The organism is Streptosporangium subroseum, from assembly GCF_900188345.1.
Classification (GTDB): Bacteria; Actinomycetota; Actinomycetes; order Streptosporangiales; family Streptosporangiaceae; genus Streptosporangium; species Streptosporangium subroseum.
Map to the genome: position 1 here is coordinate 15,610 of NZ_FZOD01000043.1, position 14,540 is coordinate 30,149.

The window sequence follows — 14,540 nt, forward strand, 5'->3', positions numbered from 1 at the left end:
GTTTTCTATGGGTTACTGGCGGGTAGCATTCCGGGTAAGGTTACTGGTGAGTACGTAAGAGTCCCGGTTCCCCCGGTTTCAAGGAGCAGACCCCATGGGCCACTACAAGAGCAACGTCCGTGACCTGGAGTTCAATCTCTTCGAGGTGCTTGGACGCCGGGACATCCTGGGCACCGGCCGCTACCCCGACCTGGACGAGGACGTCGTGCGGAGCCTCCTCGAAGAGGTCAACCGCCTGTCCACGGGCGTGCTCGCCGACTCCTTCGAGGAGGGCGACCGCAAGCCGCCGGTGTTCGACCCCGCCACCGGTTCGGTGACGATGCCGGAGGGCTTCAAGAAGTCCTTCGCCGCCTACCGCGAGGCCGGCTGGACCAACATCGGCCTTCCCGTCGAGATGGGCGGCCCCGGCCTGCCCAGCAGCGTGAACTGGGCGCTCGCGGAGATGATCCTCGGCTCGAACCCGGCCATCTGGATGTACTCCAGCGGACCGGCCTTCGCCCACGTGCTGCACACGATCGGCACCGAGGCCCAGAAGCGCTACGCCGAGCTGGCCATCGAGAACCAGTGGGGCGCCACCATGGTGCTCACCGAGCCGGACGCCGGTTCGGACGTGGGCGCGGGTCGTGCCAAGGCCGTACGGCAGGACGACGGCACCTGGCACATCGAGGGCGTCAAGCGCTTCATCACCAGCGCCGAGCACGACCTGACCGACAACATCTTCCACCTGGTGCTGGCCCGCCCCGAGGGACACGGCGGCGGCACCAAGGGCCTGTCGATGTTCCTGGTCTCGAAGTACCACGTGGACCTGGAGACCGGCGAGCTCGGCGAGCGCAACGGCGTCTACGTCACCAACGTCGAGAAGAAGATGGGCCTGAAGGTCTCCACGACCTGCGAGCTCACCTTCGGCGACAAGCACCCCGCCGTGGGCACGCTGATCGGCGAGGTTCACGAGGGCATCAAGCAGATGTTCATGATCATCGAGCACGCCCGGATGATGGTGGGCACCAAGGCGATCGCCACGCTCTCCACCGGCTATCTGAACGCGCTCTCCTACGCCAGGGAGCGGGTGCAGGGCGCCGACCTCACCCAGATGACCGACAAGTCGGCTCCCCGCGTGACCATCACCCACCACCCGGACGTGCGTCGTGAGCTGATGCTCCAGAAGTCGTACGTCGAGGGCATGCGGGCGCTGGTCCTGCTCACCGCCACCTACCAGGACGACGTGCTGATCGCCGAGCACGAGGGCCGCAGGGACGAGCACGCCGAGGCGATGAACGACCTGCTACTCCCCCTGGTCAAGGGTGTCGGCTCCGAACGCTCCTACGAGCTGCTGGCCCGCTCCCTGCAGACCCTGGGCGGTTCGGGTTACCTGCAGGAATACCCGATCGAGCAGTACATCAGGGACGCCAAGATCGACTCCCTCTACGAGGGAACCACCGCGATCCAGGGCCTGGACCTGTTCTTCCGCAAGATCCTGCGCAACCAGGGCGCCGCCCTCGGCTCGCTGTACGGCGACATCACGGCCTTCGCCGCCTCCGAGGCGGGCAACGGCCGCCTGAAGGAGGAGCGCAAGCTCCTCGCCGAGGCCGCCAACGAGGTCAAGGCCATGGCCGACGCCATGGCGGGCTGGGCCATCGGCTCGCTGGAGGCCCCGAAGGAGGTCTACAAGGTCGGCCTCAACACCACGAGGTTCCTGCTCGCCCTGGGCGACGTGGTGATCGGCTGGCTGCTCCTGCGCCAGGCCGAGGTGGCCCTGACCGCCCTGAGCTCCTCCGCCATCACACCGGAATCGGGCACGGGCCGGAGCGACAAGGCCTTCTACACCGGCAAGGTCGCGGCGGCCTCGTTCTTCGCCCAGACCGTCCTGCCCCGCATCGCCGCCGAGCGCCGCGTGCTGGACGCCACCAACCAGGACCTGATGGAACTGCCCGAAGAGGCCTTCTGATTTTTCCACCCGACCACCTGCTCCCGCGGCAGGCCGACGAGTGAGGGGCGATCCTGTTCGCAGGACCGCCCCTCACCCGTTTTTCCGGTCTTGTCTCGTGCCACAGTGATCATCTCGCCTTCTTGGTTCAATGGCCTGGTGGATGAGGTCGAGGCACGTGCGAGGTTCGGGGCGGCCAGGGTGGCCCGGCTCGCCACGGTCGACGAGTTCGGCAGGCCCCATCTGGTGCCCGTCACCTTCGCCGTGGACGGCGACACGGTCTCCTTCGCGATCGACCACAAGCCGAAGCGCACTACAAATCTCCGTCGCCTGCGCAACATCGCGGCCGATGACCGGGTGTGCCTTCTGGTGGATCACTACGACGACGACTGGTCACAGCTGTGGTGGGTCCGCGCCGACGGGAGAGCCCGGATCGTCGAGGACGATGACGTCAGCGACGCCCATGAAGCCCGTGAGCGAGCTCTCGCCCGCCTGGCCGAGCGCTACCGGCAGTACCGCGACCGGCCTCCGCAGGGGCCGGTGGTTCTCATCACCGTGGAATCCTGGACGGGATGGTCCTACGCGGGCCTGTAGTCGCCACATGCCTGGGCGCCCTATGCCCGGGCAACTCGGACCGAACTAAGGCGTTGACATTTGAGCGCCGTTATTCTCATACTGAGATTGTCTCAATCTGAGAAGGACATGCGATGGATGAATCCGAGTTCCTGGCCGGCTACGACCCGCGCGCCTACCCTGCGGTCGCGGTGACGGTCGACGTGGTGGCACTGACCATTCGCGGAGGGGCGTTGCACGTGCTGCTGGTCCAGCGGGGCGAGCAGCCCTATGCGGGGCTGTGGGCGTTGCCCGGCGGATTCATCCGGCCCGGGGAGGATCTGCCGGAGGCCGCAGCACGGGAGCTGGACGAGGAGACGGGTCTCACCGGGCGGGTGCACATCGAGCAGCTCGCCAGCTACGGAGCCCCCGAACGGGATCCGCGCATGCGGATCGTGTCGATCTCCTATCTGGCCTTCGCACCCGACCTGCCCGACCCCCGGGCGGGCTCGGACGCGGCGGACGCCGCCTGGCATCGGGTCGACCGGCTGCCGAAGCTCGCGTTCGACCACGAGCGCATCCTCGGACACGGCCTGGAGCGCGCACGCGACAAGCTGGAGTACACACCGCTGGCCACCGCGTTTGCCGGCGAGAGGTTCACGATCTCCGAGCTGCGCGCCGTCTACGAGACGGTCTGGGGCGTGCCGCTGCACGCGGGCAACTTCCACCGCAAGATCCTCTCGGTGCCCGGGTTCGTGGAGAGCACCGGGGAGACCACCGAGAGCGGCGGTGCCAGGGGCGGTCCCCGCGCCAAGCTCTACCGGGCCGGCGACGCCCGGCTTCTCCACCCCGCGCTGCTACGACCCTCGCGAGAGGAGGAGATCAGATGACCACGACCGCCGAGGCGATCGCCCTGGTGGCCGCCGCCCGCACGCCGGAGGACCTGTTCGGCGGCGACTCGCCGAGCCGGCGATATCGGCGGCTGGCACGGCTGCTCCATCCCGACCTCGCGCCGGGGCCGGACGCCGCCGCGGCCTTCGCCAGGCTGGCCGAACTGTGGGCGGCACACGGCCGGAAGACGAGAACCGTCCGAGACGACGGCCAGGGCAGCAAGGCGGGGCCTTTCCGAGACGGCAAGACGGGAAACGGTGAAACGGGAACCGATCAGAGCAACAAGGTGAGGACCGGCCAGGACCGTGAGACGGGGACCCGCCGAGGCGGCGAGACGGTGATCACTACCAGGCGGGGGACCTACCGGATCGGAGCCGTCTTCCGGCGGGGCGCGTCGGCCGTGCTGTACGAGACCGGCACGGACACCTTGCTCAAGCTTCCGCACAGCCACGCGGACAACGACCTCATGCGACGCGAGGCCGACGCGCTCAGGACGATCGCGAGGGACGGCGACCCGCTGTTCCTGCCGTACGTGCCCCGGCTGGTGGAGTCGTTCCGGCACCGCTCGAACGGGGTCGAACGGCAGGCGAACGTGATCAGCCGGGTGCCGGACGGGTTCGTGAGTCTCGCGGAGATCGCGCGCCGGCGGCCGGTGCTCGACCCGAGGGACGCGGCGTGGATCTGGCGGCGGCTGCTGGTGGCGATCGGGCTGGCCCACAGGGCGGGGGTCGTGCATGGTGCGGTGTTCGGACACCACGTGCTGGTCCACCCGGTCGACCACGGCCTGGTGCTCGTCGACTGGGGCCAGTCGGTCCCGCTCGGCACCCCGCTCACCGCCCTCGTGGCCAGACATCGCGACGACTACCCGGCCGAGGCCCTCGCCGGGAAGCCCGCCACCCAGGCCGTCGACATCCACCTCGCCACCCGCTGCGTGGCCGCCCTCATGGGCAACCGCGTCCCGGCTCCTGTCCGCCACTTCGTCCGGGGAAGCCTGGTGAGCCCGCCGGGCGACGCCTGGCGGCTTCTCGGTGAGCTCGACGACCTCCTCGACGACCTGTACGGCCCCAGGAAGCACCGGCCGCTCCACCTCTGACCGGGCCCCCAGGAAACATCGATCTCTCCACCGCCGAACGGCCCCACAGCCGGCGGGCGGCCCCGGAAGCACGGGCACCTCCGTCTCCGGCCGACGATGGCGCCCGCTACGCCCGACAAAAGCCTCAAAAAGTACGAGCCCCCACCCCTGACCTCAGGAGACATCCCCCATGGGAAGCGGAATCTGGTCCACCGACGTCTACTCCGCCGCCGAGAGCTACCGCGCGGCCACGGGCGGCAGCGCCTTCGCCTACAGCGACAGCGGCGCCCGTACCGTTCATGACGATCTCGATCCGCTCGGCGTGGCGATCCGCGAGAGCCGCGACTCCGCCGAGCACCCCAACACGCTGGCCGTCGCCGTCCTCTTCGACGTGACCGGCTCGATGGGCGGGGTGCCCCGCACGCTCCAGACCAAGCTGCCCGACCTGCTCGGCCTGCTGCTCCGCAAGGGCTACGCCACCGATCCGCAGATCCTCTTCGGCGCGATCGGCGACGCCACCTGCGACCGCGCCCCGCTACAGGTCGGGCAGTTCGAGTCCGACAACCGGATGGACGAGCATCTCGGGAAGATCCTGCTTGAGGGCGGGGGCGGCGGTCAGAAGAGCGAGTCGTACGAGCTGGCGATGTACTTCATGGCCAGGCACACCGCGATCGACTGCTTCGAGAAGCGGGGACGCCGGGGCTACCTGTTCATCATCGGCGACGAGCTGCCCTATCCGAAGGTCAAGCGCCGCGAGGTCGGCAAGGTCGTCGGCGACAGGCTCCGGCAGGACATCCCGACCAGGGACCTTGTCGCCGAGCTGACCAGGATCTACGACGTCTACTACATCCTTCCCGCCGGAACGAGCTACGCGGGGGACGATCAGGTGCTGGCCGCCTGGCGCGAGCTGCTCGGCCAGAACGTGCTGGAGCTGGACGACCTGGACGCGGTCTGCGAGATCATCGCGCTCACCGTCGGCCTCGGCGAGGACGCCATCGGCCTGCAGGAGGGGCTGGACGACCTCGACGAGCTCGGCTCGTCCGCCGGGGCGGCCGTGGGCAGGGCCCTCGCCAGGCTCGACCGGGGCACGCTCGTGGTGGCCGACGACCTCGGCCTCGGCGGAGAGAGCGGCGTGATCAGGCTGTGAGCACCGTGAGCGACCCACCCTCGATGCCGAGAGCGACGTGGCCGGACCGCGATCGGCGGACGCCCCCGAGCACCGCCACCCGGCCCGGACCGAGAACGGAGGCGTCGTATGCGTGAGCACGTGATCGTGGCCGACCTCGGGTACGGCGACGCGGGCAAGGGCACCGTCGTGGACTGGCTCTGCGCGCAGGAGCCCGTCCAGGCGGTCGTCAGGTTCAACGGGGGCGGGCAGGCGGCGCACAACGTCGTCCTGCCCGACGGGCGGCACCACACGTTCGCGCAGTTCGGATCGGGGACGCTCAGGGGCGTGCCGACCCACCTGTCCCGGTTCATGGTCGTGGATCCGCCGGCGCTGGCGGCGGAGGCCGCCCACCTGGGTGAGCTGGGGGTTCCGGATCCGTTCGGGCTGCTCACCGTGGACAGGGACGCGCTGCTCGCCACGCCGTATCACGTGGCGGCCGGGCGGGCCCGGGAGCTGGCACGGGCCGCGGACCGGCACGGGTCGTGCGGGATGGGCATCGGCGAGACCATGGCGTATGCCCTGGCCTGGCCCGGTCTCGCCCCGACGGTCGGCGACTGTGAGAACCCCGCCCGGCTCACCCGCAAGCTGCACGCGCTCCGCGAGACGCTGGACGTGACGGGGCCGCCCGTGGAGGACTGCGTCGCGGCCTACCGGGCGTTCGCCGAACGGGTGATCCTCGTGGACTCCTCGTTCATGACCGCGCTGCTGCGCAGGCGGCCGGTGATCTTCGAGGGGGCGCAGGGCGTGCTGCTCGACGAGTGGCACGGCTTCCACCCCCACACCACCTGGAGCACGACGACCTTCGCCAACGCGCTGGCCCTGCTCGACGGGTCGGGTGCCGTACGGCTCGGCGTGCTGCGCACCTACACCCCCCGGCACGGGCCCGGTCCGCTGGTCACCGAGGATCCCACGATCGAGGTGGCCGAGGCCCACAACGGGACCGGCCCCTGGCAGGGTCCGTTCCGCGTGGGTCACTTCGACGCGGTGGCCCACCGCTACGCCCTGGCGGTCGCCGGCGGGGCCGACGCGCTCGCGCTCACCCACCTGGACGCGCCGGTGTCACAGATGTGTGTCTCCTACGACATCGGCGAGCTTCCCGTGGGCGCGGCCGGCGACCTCGACGGGCAGGCCAGGCTGACCGATCGGCTGCGGACGGCCCGGCCCCGCTATGCCGGTGGCGTCGTCGACTGGCCCGCGGCCGTGACCGAGGCCCTGGGAGTCCCGGTGTTCCTGGGCTCCTCGGGACCGACCGCCTCGGACAAGGTCGTATTCAGTAGTGTGATCACGCACGAGAGGGTATGACCATTCTCGTACGCTCCCTTTACCTGATCGCTAACTTTTACCCGGAGGAACCGATGGGTGTCGGGGTCAGCATCTTTTTTCTCACGATTGGCGCCATCCTCCGATTCGCCATCGAACCCGACGTTCTCGGTAGGAACGTGCACATCGACGTCATCGGCCTGATTTTCATGATCGTCGGTGCCATCGGGGTCGTGTTGAGCCTCGTGATGGCGCCCAGGCGCGGACGGGTGTCCGATGACCGCCTGCTGCACCGTGAGAACAACCCGCCGGAAGTCTAGGCCTGGAAGACGAACTGCGCGGCAGCCCGGGATGCCGCGATCGGCTTGATGTGTTCGGCGATCGCGGCCTGGTGCACGGGGTGGTCGCGGTAGACCAGGAAGTCTTCGACGTTGTCGAAGTCCGCGACGATCGCGAACTCCTGGTTGCCGGGGTTCACGCCCGCGTCGGGGCCGAAGGTGAAGGCGCGGATCTCCGGGATGGCCCCCGGGAGCTTGGCGAGTTCGGCCGCGAGCGTGGCCTTCTGCTCGTCGGTGGTCTCTTCGGTCCATGTGAACAGCACGACATGCCTGAACATGATCTTCCCTTCGTTCGGATGCCCGGCCAGCGTACGGCCAGGCAAGGGAAGCATCGACGGCGGGGACCGCCCTCGGGCCGCCTTCCTCAACCGGGTTCCGCGCCGCGCTCGGCGACCTCGACCCCTCCGTCTTCCCCGGGTCCCCCCGGACCCGGCACGGTTTCGCGCCACCCTTGAAGGGCTCGCTTGTGAAGGGCTCGCTTGACGGGCTCGATCCTTCCGTCTCCCCCGGGCTCTCCTCAGACCCGGCGCGGTGTCGCGCCGTTGCGCTTGACGGGCTCGATCCTTATCGAATCGGGCCCCTGAGCGGGACCGAGCACGATCGTGCGCGCCGTTTCGGGGATGAGGCGGAGGTCGTGCGTGATGAGGATGGTCGTGCGGCCGGACATGAGCCGCCTGAGGGGTTCCATGATCCGCGCCGCGGTGGGTGAGTCGAGCCCGGTCATCGGCTCGTCGAGGACGAGCACCGGGGAGTCGCGCAGGATGGCCCGGGCGAAGGCGATTCGCTGGCGCTGGCCGCCGGAGACGAGCCGGCCGCGTTGCCCGAGGGGTGTGTCGTACTGCTGGGGCAGCGTGCCGATGAAGTCGTGCACGTCGGCCGTGACCGCGGCCCGGACGATGTCGTCCATGCCGGCGTCCGGGCGGCCGTAGGCGATGTTGTCGCGCACCGTCCCGGAGAAGAGCAGGCTCTCCTGCTGGAGGATGGTGATGTTCTCGCGGAGCGCCTGGCGTGACATGTCGCGAATATCCACTCCGTCGAGAAGGATCTGCCCGGCGGAGGGATCGTAGAACCGCAGCAGGAGCTTGGCGAGGGTGGACTTGCCCACGCCGCTCGGCCCGGTGCACACGATGAGCTCGCCCGGATCGGCGCTGAAGGACAGGTGCCGCAGCGTGGGCCTGGACCTGTTGGGATAGGTGAAATCGACGTCGACGAACTCGACCCGGCCGTGACTTCGCGTCGCCGGCTGAGCGGTCGCGTCGCGGTCGGTGGCGGCAGGCGCGTCGCGGTCGGTGACGGCAGACCGGATCTGGAGGATCTCCATGACGCGGTCGGAGCCCGCCGCCGCTTCTGAGACGGTGAGCGCGATCTGGCCGAGATTCTGGACCGCCGGGTAGAGATAGGCGACGTAGGCGGCGAAGGCGAGCAGCCCGCCGATGGTCAGACGCCCCTCCACGATCTCCCACGCGCCGACTCCGAGGATGACGAGCAGACAGATGGTCTGGATGACCTGGGCGACCGGTCCGTACAGTGCGGACAGCCGGGCCTGAGTCACGTTGGCCTGCAACCAGGTGCTTCCCTCGTCGTGCAGCCTCTTGGCCTCGGCCTTCTGGCGGTTGTAGGCCTGGACCAGGGACTGGTTGGCCAGGCTCTCCTCGATGACGCTGTTCATCGTGCCGTTGCTGAGCCGCTCGCGTGCGGCGGCGTTCCTGAACTTCGCCGCGAAGTACTTGGAGACCAGCAGGAACGCCGGGACCATCACGAACGTCACCAGCGCCAGATCCCACCGGATGTAGAAGGCCGCCCCGGCGAAGAAGATCACGCTGGCGATCGTCATGAAGAGCCGTACCAGGCCGGAGCCGACCAGTTCCTCGATGGCCTCGACGTCGTCGGTGAGCCTGGCCATCAGGTCGCCCAGTCGGCGATTTTCAAAGAAGTCGGGGGTGAGCGTCTGAATGTGGGCGAACACCTTGTCGCGCAGCCGCAGCAGAAAGCGCTCCCCGCCCACGGCCGTGGCATAGGCGCCGACGAAGGAGGCGATCCCCGCGACAATCGCGAGCCCCAGCCAGGCGAGCGCGGGAACCCAGAACGCCTCCAGTGCCTGACGGCTGAGCACCTCGTCCGTGATGAATCCGAACAGCCCAATTGAGGCGACCTCGCAGACGGCCGCCACGATCGCGAACAGAACGCCGATCACAAAAAATCTGCGAACACCATGGGTATAGGGCCAGAACTGCTGGAAGGCTTTCCGGATGGAAACCGTCGGCGCGACTGGAGGTGGCTGCGCCATTGGCTTTAGTTCCTCCTCGCTTGGTTCTTCCTGATTGACGGGCCTCTCAGCCGGACCTCTCATCTCAATCGGGCCTCTCAGAAGATCGGGCCTTCCAGAAGAGTGAGAGCCGACGGTTTCACCGTCGGCTCTCAGGTGGAGCTGGTTACCACCAACCGCCCCAGCGGCGGCGACGGCATCCACAGCCACCACCACAGCCACCGCGGCGGCGCCAGCCCCAGCCTCCGCCCCAGCCCCAGTCGCGGGTCGGGAAGACCTTGTTGAAAGTCATTGCGTTCTCCCCTCGAACTGATCTTTCGTGCCTTACCAACCATGACATTAGCACTCATACCCGGACAAACAGGCGAATACAGCTCGTATTGAAGATGTTTTAACCACCCATTCCAATAAGCTCCCAATGTTGACCTAGGTAAACTCTCCCAAAATTACAACCCGACATTCCCTCAAAGACTTTACCTAAGAAGTTGAACCTTAAAGAAAGATTCAGGTAAGCCCCAAGGGGCGATTTCCATAATTTGCAGAGACGCCTCCTCGCGTACGGCCTACCGACCTCTCAGAAGGGCTTCTGACTTTCATCACAAGAATTGACGCGCCAGGTCAGTAAATGAACGGCGGCGGAGAGTGGCATATCGAAGTGCCGCCGGAGGAGAGTTCCGAGCGGAGCCCGGAGGGCAGAGGTCTCCGGACGAACCCGGTCATCCGGTACCCGGTGGCATCCACGCGTGACGGGAAGGGTCGCCGGGAAGGCATCCGCGGAGACGCCGAGAGCCCGCCCCCTCGGCGGGGACGGGCTCTCGGTCTCACGTGTCGGCTCCGGACAGGCGGAGCGTCCTATGTGCCTGCCTCGGATCGGCCTCGGACAGGCAGGTCCTCCTGTGTGCCGGAGCACCGGGAGAACGGGACCTGTCGCAGGTCAGCCCCAGGCGAGCATGCGGAGCGGATCCTGGAGCATGGCGCCGATGTCGCGCAGGAAGAGCGAACCGAGCTCGCCGTCCACGACCCGGTGGTCGAAGGAGAGAGCGAGCGTGCAGACCTTGCGCGGCACGATCTGCCCGTCCACCACCCACGGCATGTCCCTGACCTGGCCGAAGGCCAGGATGGCAGACTCGCCCGGGTTGAGGATCGGGGTGCCGGCGTCCACCCCGAACACGCCCACATTGGTGATCGTGATCGTGCCCCCCGCCATCTCCGCGGGCTGGGTACGGCCGGCCCTGGCGGTTTCCGCGAGGGCGCCCAGGGCTCTGGCCAGATCCGGGAGGGACAGGGCGTGAGCGTCCTTGACGTTGGGAACGAGCAGGCCACGCGGGGTGGCGGCGGCGATGCCGAGGTTCACGTAGTGCTTGACCACGATCTCCTGAGCGGCCTCGTCCCACGCCGCGTTGATCATCGGATACCGGCGTGCGGCGACGAGCACCGCCTTGGCCACCAGGAGCAACGGCGAGACCTTGACCTCGGCGAAGTCGGGCAGCTGCCGTAGCCGCCTGACCGCGTCCATGGTCTCGGTCACGTCCACCTGGAGGAACTCGGTGACGTGTGGCGCGGTGAACGCGGAGGTCACCATCGCCTGCGCGGTCGCCTTCCGCACCCCCTTGACCGGGATCCGCTCCTCGTCCGCACCGGCCCGTACGGCTCGCGCCGTCGCCGGGGCGGGCGGGGCGTCGATCGCCGAGTGGACGTCGTCCCGCGTGATCGAGCCCTGCGGGCCTGTCCCGGTGAGTGCGGTCAGGTCGACCCCGAGGTCCCTGGCCAGCTTCCGCACCGGAGGCTTGGCCAGGATCGCGCCCCGGCCCGGCGACGCGATCGTCTCCACGGCGGCCTCGGTCCCGGTGAGGACCGGCTCGCTCTTCCAGGCCGATGACCGGGTCGGCGGCTCGGCGGACGGGCGGGCGACCGGCTCGGCGGACGGGCGGGCGACCGGCTCGGCATATGAGCGGGCGGACGGCTCGCCGGACGGTTCGGTGGACGGGCGGGCGGGCGGTTCGGCGGAACCCGTGGGGGACGGCTTGCGGGGACGGCGTTTGGCCGTGCCCATCTTGACGCCGTATCCCACCAGGACCGGCTGACGCTCCTCCTTGGGAAGCGACGGCACCATGTCGTCGTTCAGAGCCGCTCCGCGTTCGGAGTCGGAACCGGATACACCGGAGACGGGGCCGGGACCGGCGTCCGTGCCGTCGTCCACGGAGATGATCGGCCTGCCGACGTCCACGGTCTCGCCCTCGTCGGCCATCAGCGCGGCCACCACACCCTCGAACGGGCAGGGCAGCTCGACGACGGCCTTGGCGGTCTCTATCTCCACGATGATCTGGTTGACCTTGACCAGGTCTCCGACCTTCACATGCCAGCGGACGATCTCAGCCTCGGTCAGGCCCTCACCCACGTCGGGGAGCTTGAACTCCTTCATCGTCACCCCCTTCTCAGAACGCGAACACGCGGTCGACGGCGTGCAGGACCCGGTCCAGGTCAGGCAGGTAGTGATCCTCCAGCCTGGAAGGCGGGTAAGGCGTGGACGGCCCGCCCACGCGCAGTACCGGGGCCTCCAGGTTGTAGAAGCACTCCTCGGTGATCCGGGCGGCGAGCTCGGCTCCGAAGCCGTTGAAGACCGCGGCCTCGTGCACCACGACGCACCGTCCGGTCTTCCGTACCGACTCTACGACCAGCTCGACGTCCAGGGGGTTGAGTGAGCGCAGGTCCACGACCTCCAGTGACCGGCCGTCGTCCTCGGCCGCCTTCGCGGCCTCCAGGCAGGTCTTCACCATCGGCCCGTAGGCGAGCATGGTGACATCCGTGCCCGGCCGTACCACCTTGCCCTGGTCGAAGGGCAGCCACGCGGCGGAGCCGGCCGAGGAGGTGGGGATGTCCACCTCCGCCTTCTCCCAGTAGCGCCGCTTGGGCTCGAAGAAGACGACGGGGTCGTCACACCGGATCGCCTGCTGGATCATCTCGTAGGCGTCGGAGGGGTTGGAGCAGGCGACGACGCGCAGGCCCGCGGTGTGGGTGAAGTAGGCCTCGGGCGACTCGCTGTGGTGCTCGACGGCGCCGATGCCGCCGCCGCAGGGGATCCGGACCACGACGGGCAGCTTCAGCTTGCCCAGCGATCGCAGCGGCATCTTGGCCAGCTGCGTGATGATCTGGTCGGCCGCGGGGAAGACGAACCCGTCGAACTGGATCTCGCAGACCGGGCGGTATCCGCGCAGCGCGAGACCGATGGCCGTCCCGATGATGCCCGACTCCGCCAGCGGGGTGTCGATGACCCGCTGCTCGCCGAAGTCCTTCTGCAGTCCGTCGGTCACCCGGAAGACTCCGCCGAGCTTGCCCACGTCCTCGCCCATGACGAGGACCTTGGGGTCGTCCTCCATCGCCTTGCGCATGCCCTCGTTGAGCGCCTTGGCCAGCGTCAGGATGGTCATCCCTCGAACCCCTCCAGGTAGGCGCCGAACTGGGCGCGCTCTTCGTCCATCAGCCTGTGCGGCTCCGCGTAGACGTGATCGAAGATGGCGAGCGGTTCGGGGTCGGGCAGCGCCAGACAGCGTTTGCGCACGTCACGTCCCAGGTCGTCGGCCTCGGCGTCGATCGCGTCGAAGAACTCCTGGTCGGCGATCTGGTTTTTGAACATGTAGGACCGGACCCGCTCGATCGGGTCCTTGAGCTTCCACGCCTCCAGCTCGGCGGCCACCCGGTAGCGGGTCGGGTCGTCGGAGGTGGTGTGGGCGCCCATCCGGTAGGTGAAGGCCTCGATGAGCATCGGGCCCTGTCCGGACCTGGCATCGGCCAGCGCCTTGCGGGTCACGGCGAGGCAGGCGAAGACGTCGTTGCCGTCGACCCGGACGCCCGGGAAACCGAACCCGCTCGCCCGGCGGTACAGCGGGATGCGGGACTGCTTCTCCAGGGGCTCGGAGATGGCCCACTGGTTGTTCTGGCAGAAGAACACCACCGGCGCGTTGAACACCGAGGCCCAGATGAACGACTCGTTCACGTCGCCCTGGGAGGTCGCGCCGTCACCGAAGTAGACGATCGTGGCGGCGTCGGCGCCGTCGCGCTGGATGCCCATGGCGTAACCGACCGCGTGCAGGGTCTGGCTGCCGATCACGATCGTGTACAGGTGGAAGTTGTGCTCCGCGGGGTCCCAGCCACCGTGGTTGACGCCGCGGAACAGGCCGAGCAGGTTCACCGGGTCCACCCCCCGGCACCAGGCCACGCCGTGCTCCCGGTAGGTCGGGAAGGCCATGTCCGCTTCGGTCAGCGCCCGGCCCGAACCGATCTGCGCGGCTTCCTGGCCGAGCAGGGAGGCCCAGATGCCCAGCTCGCCCTGGCGCTGCAGGGCGACGGCCTCCAGGTCGACGCGGCGGACCAGGACCAGGTCCCGGTACAGGCCGCGGATCTCCTCCGGCGTCAGATCGATGTCGTAGTCGGGATGCTGGACCCGTTCTCCTTCGGGGGTCAGCAACTGAACGAACTCTGGGGGTGCTTCTCCGTGAGAGGCGTCGGCTGTCACGTGCCGCTCCTGTGTGCTCGGGGCCGTCTGGATGGGTTCGCCACCCCTGTCCGGCCGATCAGCGTCGCATTCGACCCGTTTGGTGGTGGTTCGTCCGCGTCTGAGGACATCGTGGCAGAGGTCACATACCTATGCGCAAGACCCATCTCGACGTCCATGAGATCCCCGTTCCCCTCGTACTTCCTTTCACCCTCGCACGATAGGACTCTGGGCCCTGCGTCGAAGTGCCGGGCAGGCCCGTTACTCTTGAGACGCCGGACCGGCTCCGCTACAACCAGGAGGAACACCGTGGCGCGCGTCATCGTCGACGTCATGCTGAAGCCCGAGATTCTCGACGCGCAGGGGCAGGCCATCGCGCGAGCGCTGCCGCGGCTCGGCTTCTCCGGTGTCTCAGCGGTACGGCAGGGCAAGCGGTTCGAGGTGGAGCTCGACGGGCCCGCCGACGAGGCCGCACTTGCGGACGTCCGAAAGATGGCGGAGACCCTGCTCGCCAACACGGTGATCGAGGACTACACGGTCACCCTCGACGCGTAGGCCGTCACATATCACACATCAG

Annotated in this window: 13 protein-coding genes; 8 read left to right on the forward strand and 5 right to left on the reverse strand. The window is 68.4% G+C overall.

Translation table 11 applies throughout. The features are described from left to right. Positions 1–94 precede the first annotated feature (94 nt). The 7 genes from CHC08_RS31975 (at position 95) to CHC08_RS32005 (ending at position 7,187) form a co-directional block, all read left to right on the forward strand. Entirely contained in the window at positions 95–1,945 is a 1,851-nt protein-coding gene (locus tag CHC08_RS31975; RefSeq protein WP_089211109.1) for an acyl-CoA dehydrogenase, read from the forward strand. 138 nt (positions 1,946–2,083) lie between these two features. Further along, positions 2,084–2,518 (forward strand): TIGR03668 family PPOX class F420-dependent oxidoreductase, encoded by a 435-nt coding sequence (locus tag CHC08_RS31980; protein WP_089211110.1) that lies wholly within the window; start codon positions 2,084–2,086, stop codon positions 2,516–2,518. A gap of 113 nt (positions 2,519–2,631) precedes the next feature. Continuing rightward, on the forward strand, positions 2,632–3,366 hold the full coding sequence (locus CHC08_RS31985; protein WP_089211111.1) for an NUDIX hydrolase: 735 nt from the start codon (positions 2,632–2,634) through the stop codon (positions 3,364–3,366). Beyond that, a complete protein-coding gene (locus CHC08_RS31990; protein WP_089211112.1) occupies positions 3,363–4,460 on the forward strand; it encodes a lipopolysaccharide kinase InaA family protein in 1,098 nt (365 codons plus the stop codon). Before CHC08_RS31985 ends, CHC08_RS31990 begins: the two co-directional genes overlap by 4 nt. Before the next feature lie 169 nt (positions 4,461–4,629). Beyond that, positions 4,630–5,586, forward strand: a complete 957-nt coding sequence (locus tag CHC08_RS31995; protein ID WP_089211113.1) for a hypothetical protein — start codon at positions 4,630–4,632, stop codon at positions 5,584–5,586. A 108-nt stretch (positions 5,587–5,694) separates the two neighbouring features. Beyond that, entirely contained in the window at positions 5,695–6,909 is a 1,215-nt protein-coding gene (locus tag CHC08_RS32000) for an adenylosuccinate synthetase (RefSeq protein ID WP_089211114.1), read from the forward strand. Beyond that, positions 6,906–7,187: a hypothetical protein gene (locus CHC08_RS32005; RefSeq protein WP_245878688.1), complete on the forward strand. Its 282-nt coding sequence runs from the start codon at positions 6,906–6,908 to the stop codon at positions 7,185–7,187. The genes CHC08_RS32000 and CHC08_RS32005 overlap by 4 nt, the downstream gene beginning before the upstream one ends. On the opposite strand, the gene CHC08_RS32010 is transcribed toward CHC08_RS32005, so the two are convergent. The 5 genes from CHC08_RS32010 to pdhA all read right to left on the reverse strand — a co-directional run bounded on the left by CHC08_RS32010 (position 7,184) and on the right by pdhA (position 13,984). Continuing rightward, positions 7,184–7,483 (reverse strand): Dabb family protein, encoded by a 300-nt coding sequence (locus tag CHC08_RS32010; RefSeq protein WP_089211169.1) that lies wholly within the window; start codon positions 7,481–7,483, stop codon positions 7,184–7,186. The genes CHC08_RS32005 and CHC08_RS32010 overlap by 4 nt on opposite strands. Positions 7,484–7,722: 239 nt before the next feature. Beyond that, positions 7,723–9,399 (reverse strand): ABC transporter ATP-binding protein, encoded by a 1,677-nt coding sequence (locus CHC08_RS32015; RefSeq protein WP_245878689.1) that lies wholly within the window; start codon positions 9,397–9,399, stop codon positions 7,723–7,725. A 1,006-nt stretch (positions 9,400–10,405) separates the two neighbouring features. After that, positions 10,406–11,893: a dihydrolipoamide acetyltransferase family protein gene (locus CHC08_RS32020; protein WP_089211170.1), complete on the reverse strand. Its 1,488-nt coding sequence runs from the start codon at positions 11,891–11,893 to the stop codon at positions 10,406–10,408. Between the two features lie 13 nt (positions 11,894–11,906). Next, positions 11,907–12,899 (reverse strand): alpha-ketoacid dehydrogenase subunit beta, encoded by a 993-nt coding sequence (locus CHC08_RS32025; RefSeq protein WP_089211116.1) that lies wholly within the window; start codon positions 12,897–12,899, stop codon positions 11,907–11,909. Beyond that, positions 12,896–13,984: a pyruvate dehydrogenase (acetyl-transferring) E1 component subunit alpha gene (gene pdhA, locus CHC08_RS32030; protein WP_089211117.1), complete on the reverse strand. Its 1,089-nt coding sequence runs from the start codon at positions 13,982–13,984 to the stop codon at positions 12,896–12,898. The genes CHC08_RS32025 and pdhA overlap by 4 nt, the downstream gene beginning before the upstream one ends. Before the next feature lie 288 nt (positions 13,985–14,272). Between pdhA and purS the strand changes: the two genes are divergently transcribed. Continuing rightward, positions 14,273–14,518, forward strand: a complete 246-nt coding sequence (purS, locus tag CHC08_RS32035) for a phosphoribosylformylglycinamidine synthase subunit PurS (RefSeq protein ID WP_089211118.1) — start codon at positions 14,273–14,275, stop codon at positions 14,516–14,518. The last annotated feature ends 22 nt before the right edge of the window (positions 14,519–14,540 follow it).

Excerpts from the sequence above, each read along its gene's own strand:
- CHC08_RS31995 (WP_089211113.1), top strand. The coding sequence starts at position 4,630 with ATGGGAAGCGGAATCTGGTCCACCGACGTCTACTCCGCCGCCGAGAGC.
- CHC08_RS31990 (WP_089211112.1), top strand. The coding sequence starts at position 3,363 with ATGACCACGACCGCCGAGGCGATCGCCCTGGTGGCCGCCGCCCGCACG.
- CHC08_RS32020 (WP_089211170.1), bottom strand. The coding sequence starts at position 11,893 with ATGAAGGAGTTCAAGCTCCCCGACGTGGGTGAGGGCCTGACCGAGGCT.
- CHC08_RS32000 (WP_089211114.1), top strand. The coding sequence starts at position 5,695 with ATGCGTGAGCACGTGATCGTGGCCGACCTCGGGTACGGCGACGCGGGC.
- CHC08_RS31985 (WP_089211111.1), top strand. The coding sequence starts at position 2,632 with ATGGATGAATCCGAGTTCCTGGCCGGCTACGACCCGCGCGCCTACCCT.
- CHC08_RS31975 (WP_089211109.1), top strand. The coding sequence starts at position 95 with ATGGGCCACTACAAGAGCAACGTCCGTGACCTGGAGTTCAATCTCTTC.
- CHC08_RS32005 (WP_245878688.1), top strand. The coding sequence starts at position 6,906 with ATGACCATTCTCGTACGCTCCCTTTACCTGATCGCTAACTTTTACCCG.
- CHC08_RS32010 (WP_089211169.1), bottom strand. The coding sequence starts at position 7,483 with ATGTTCAGGCATGTCGTGCTGTTCACATGGACCGAAGAGACCACCGAC.
- CHC08_RS32025 (WP_089211116.1), bottom strand. The coding sequence starts at position 12,899 with ATGACCATCCTGACGCTGGCCAAGGCGCTCAACGAGGGCATGCGCAAG.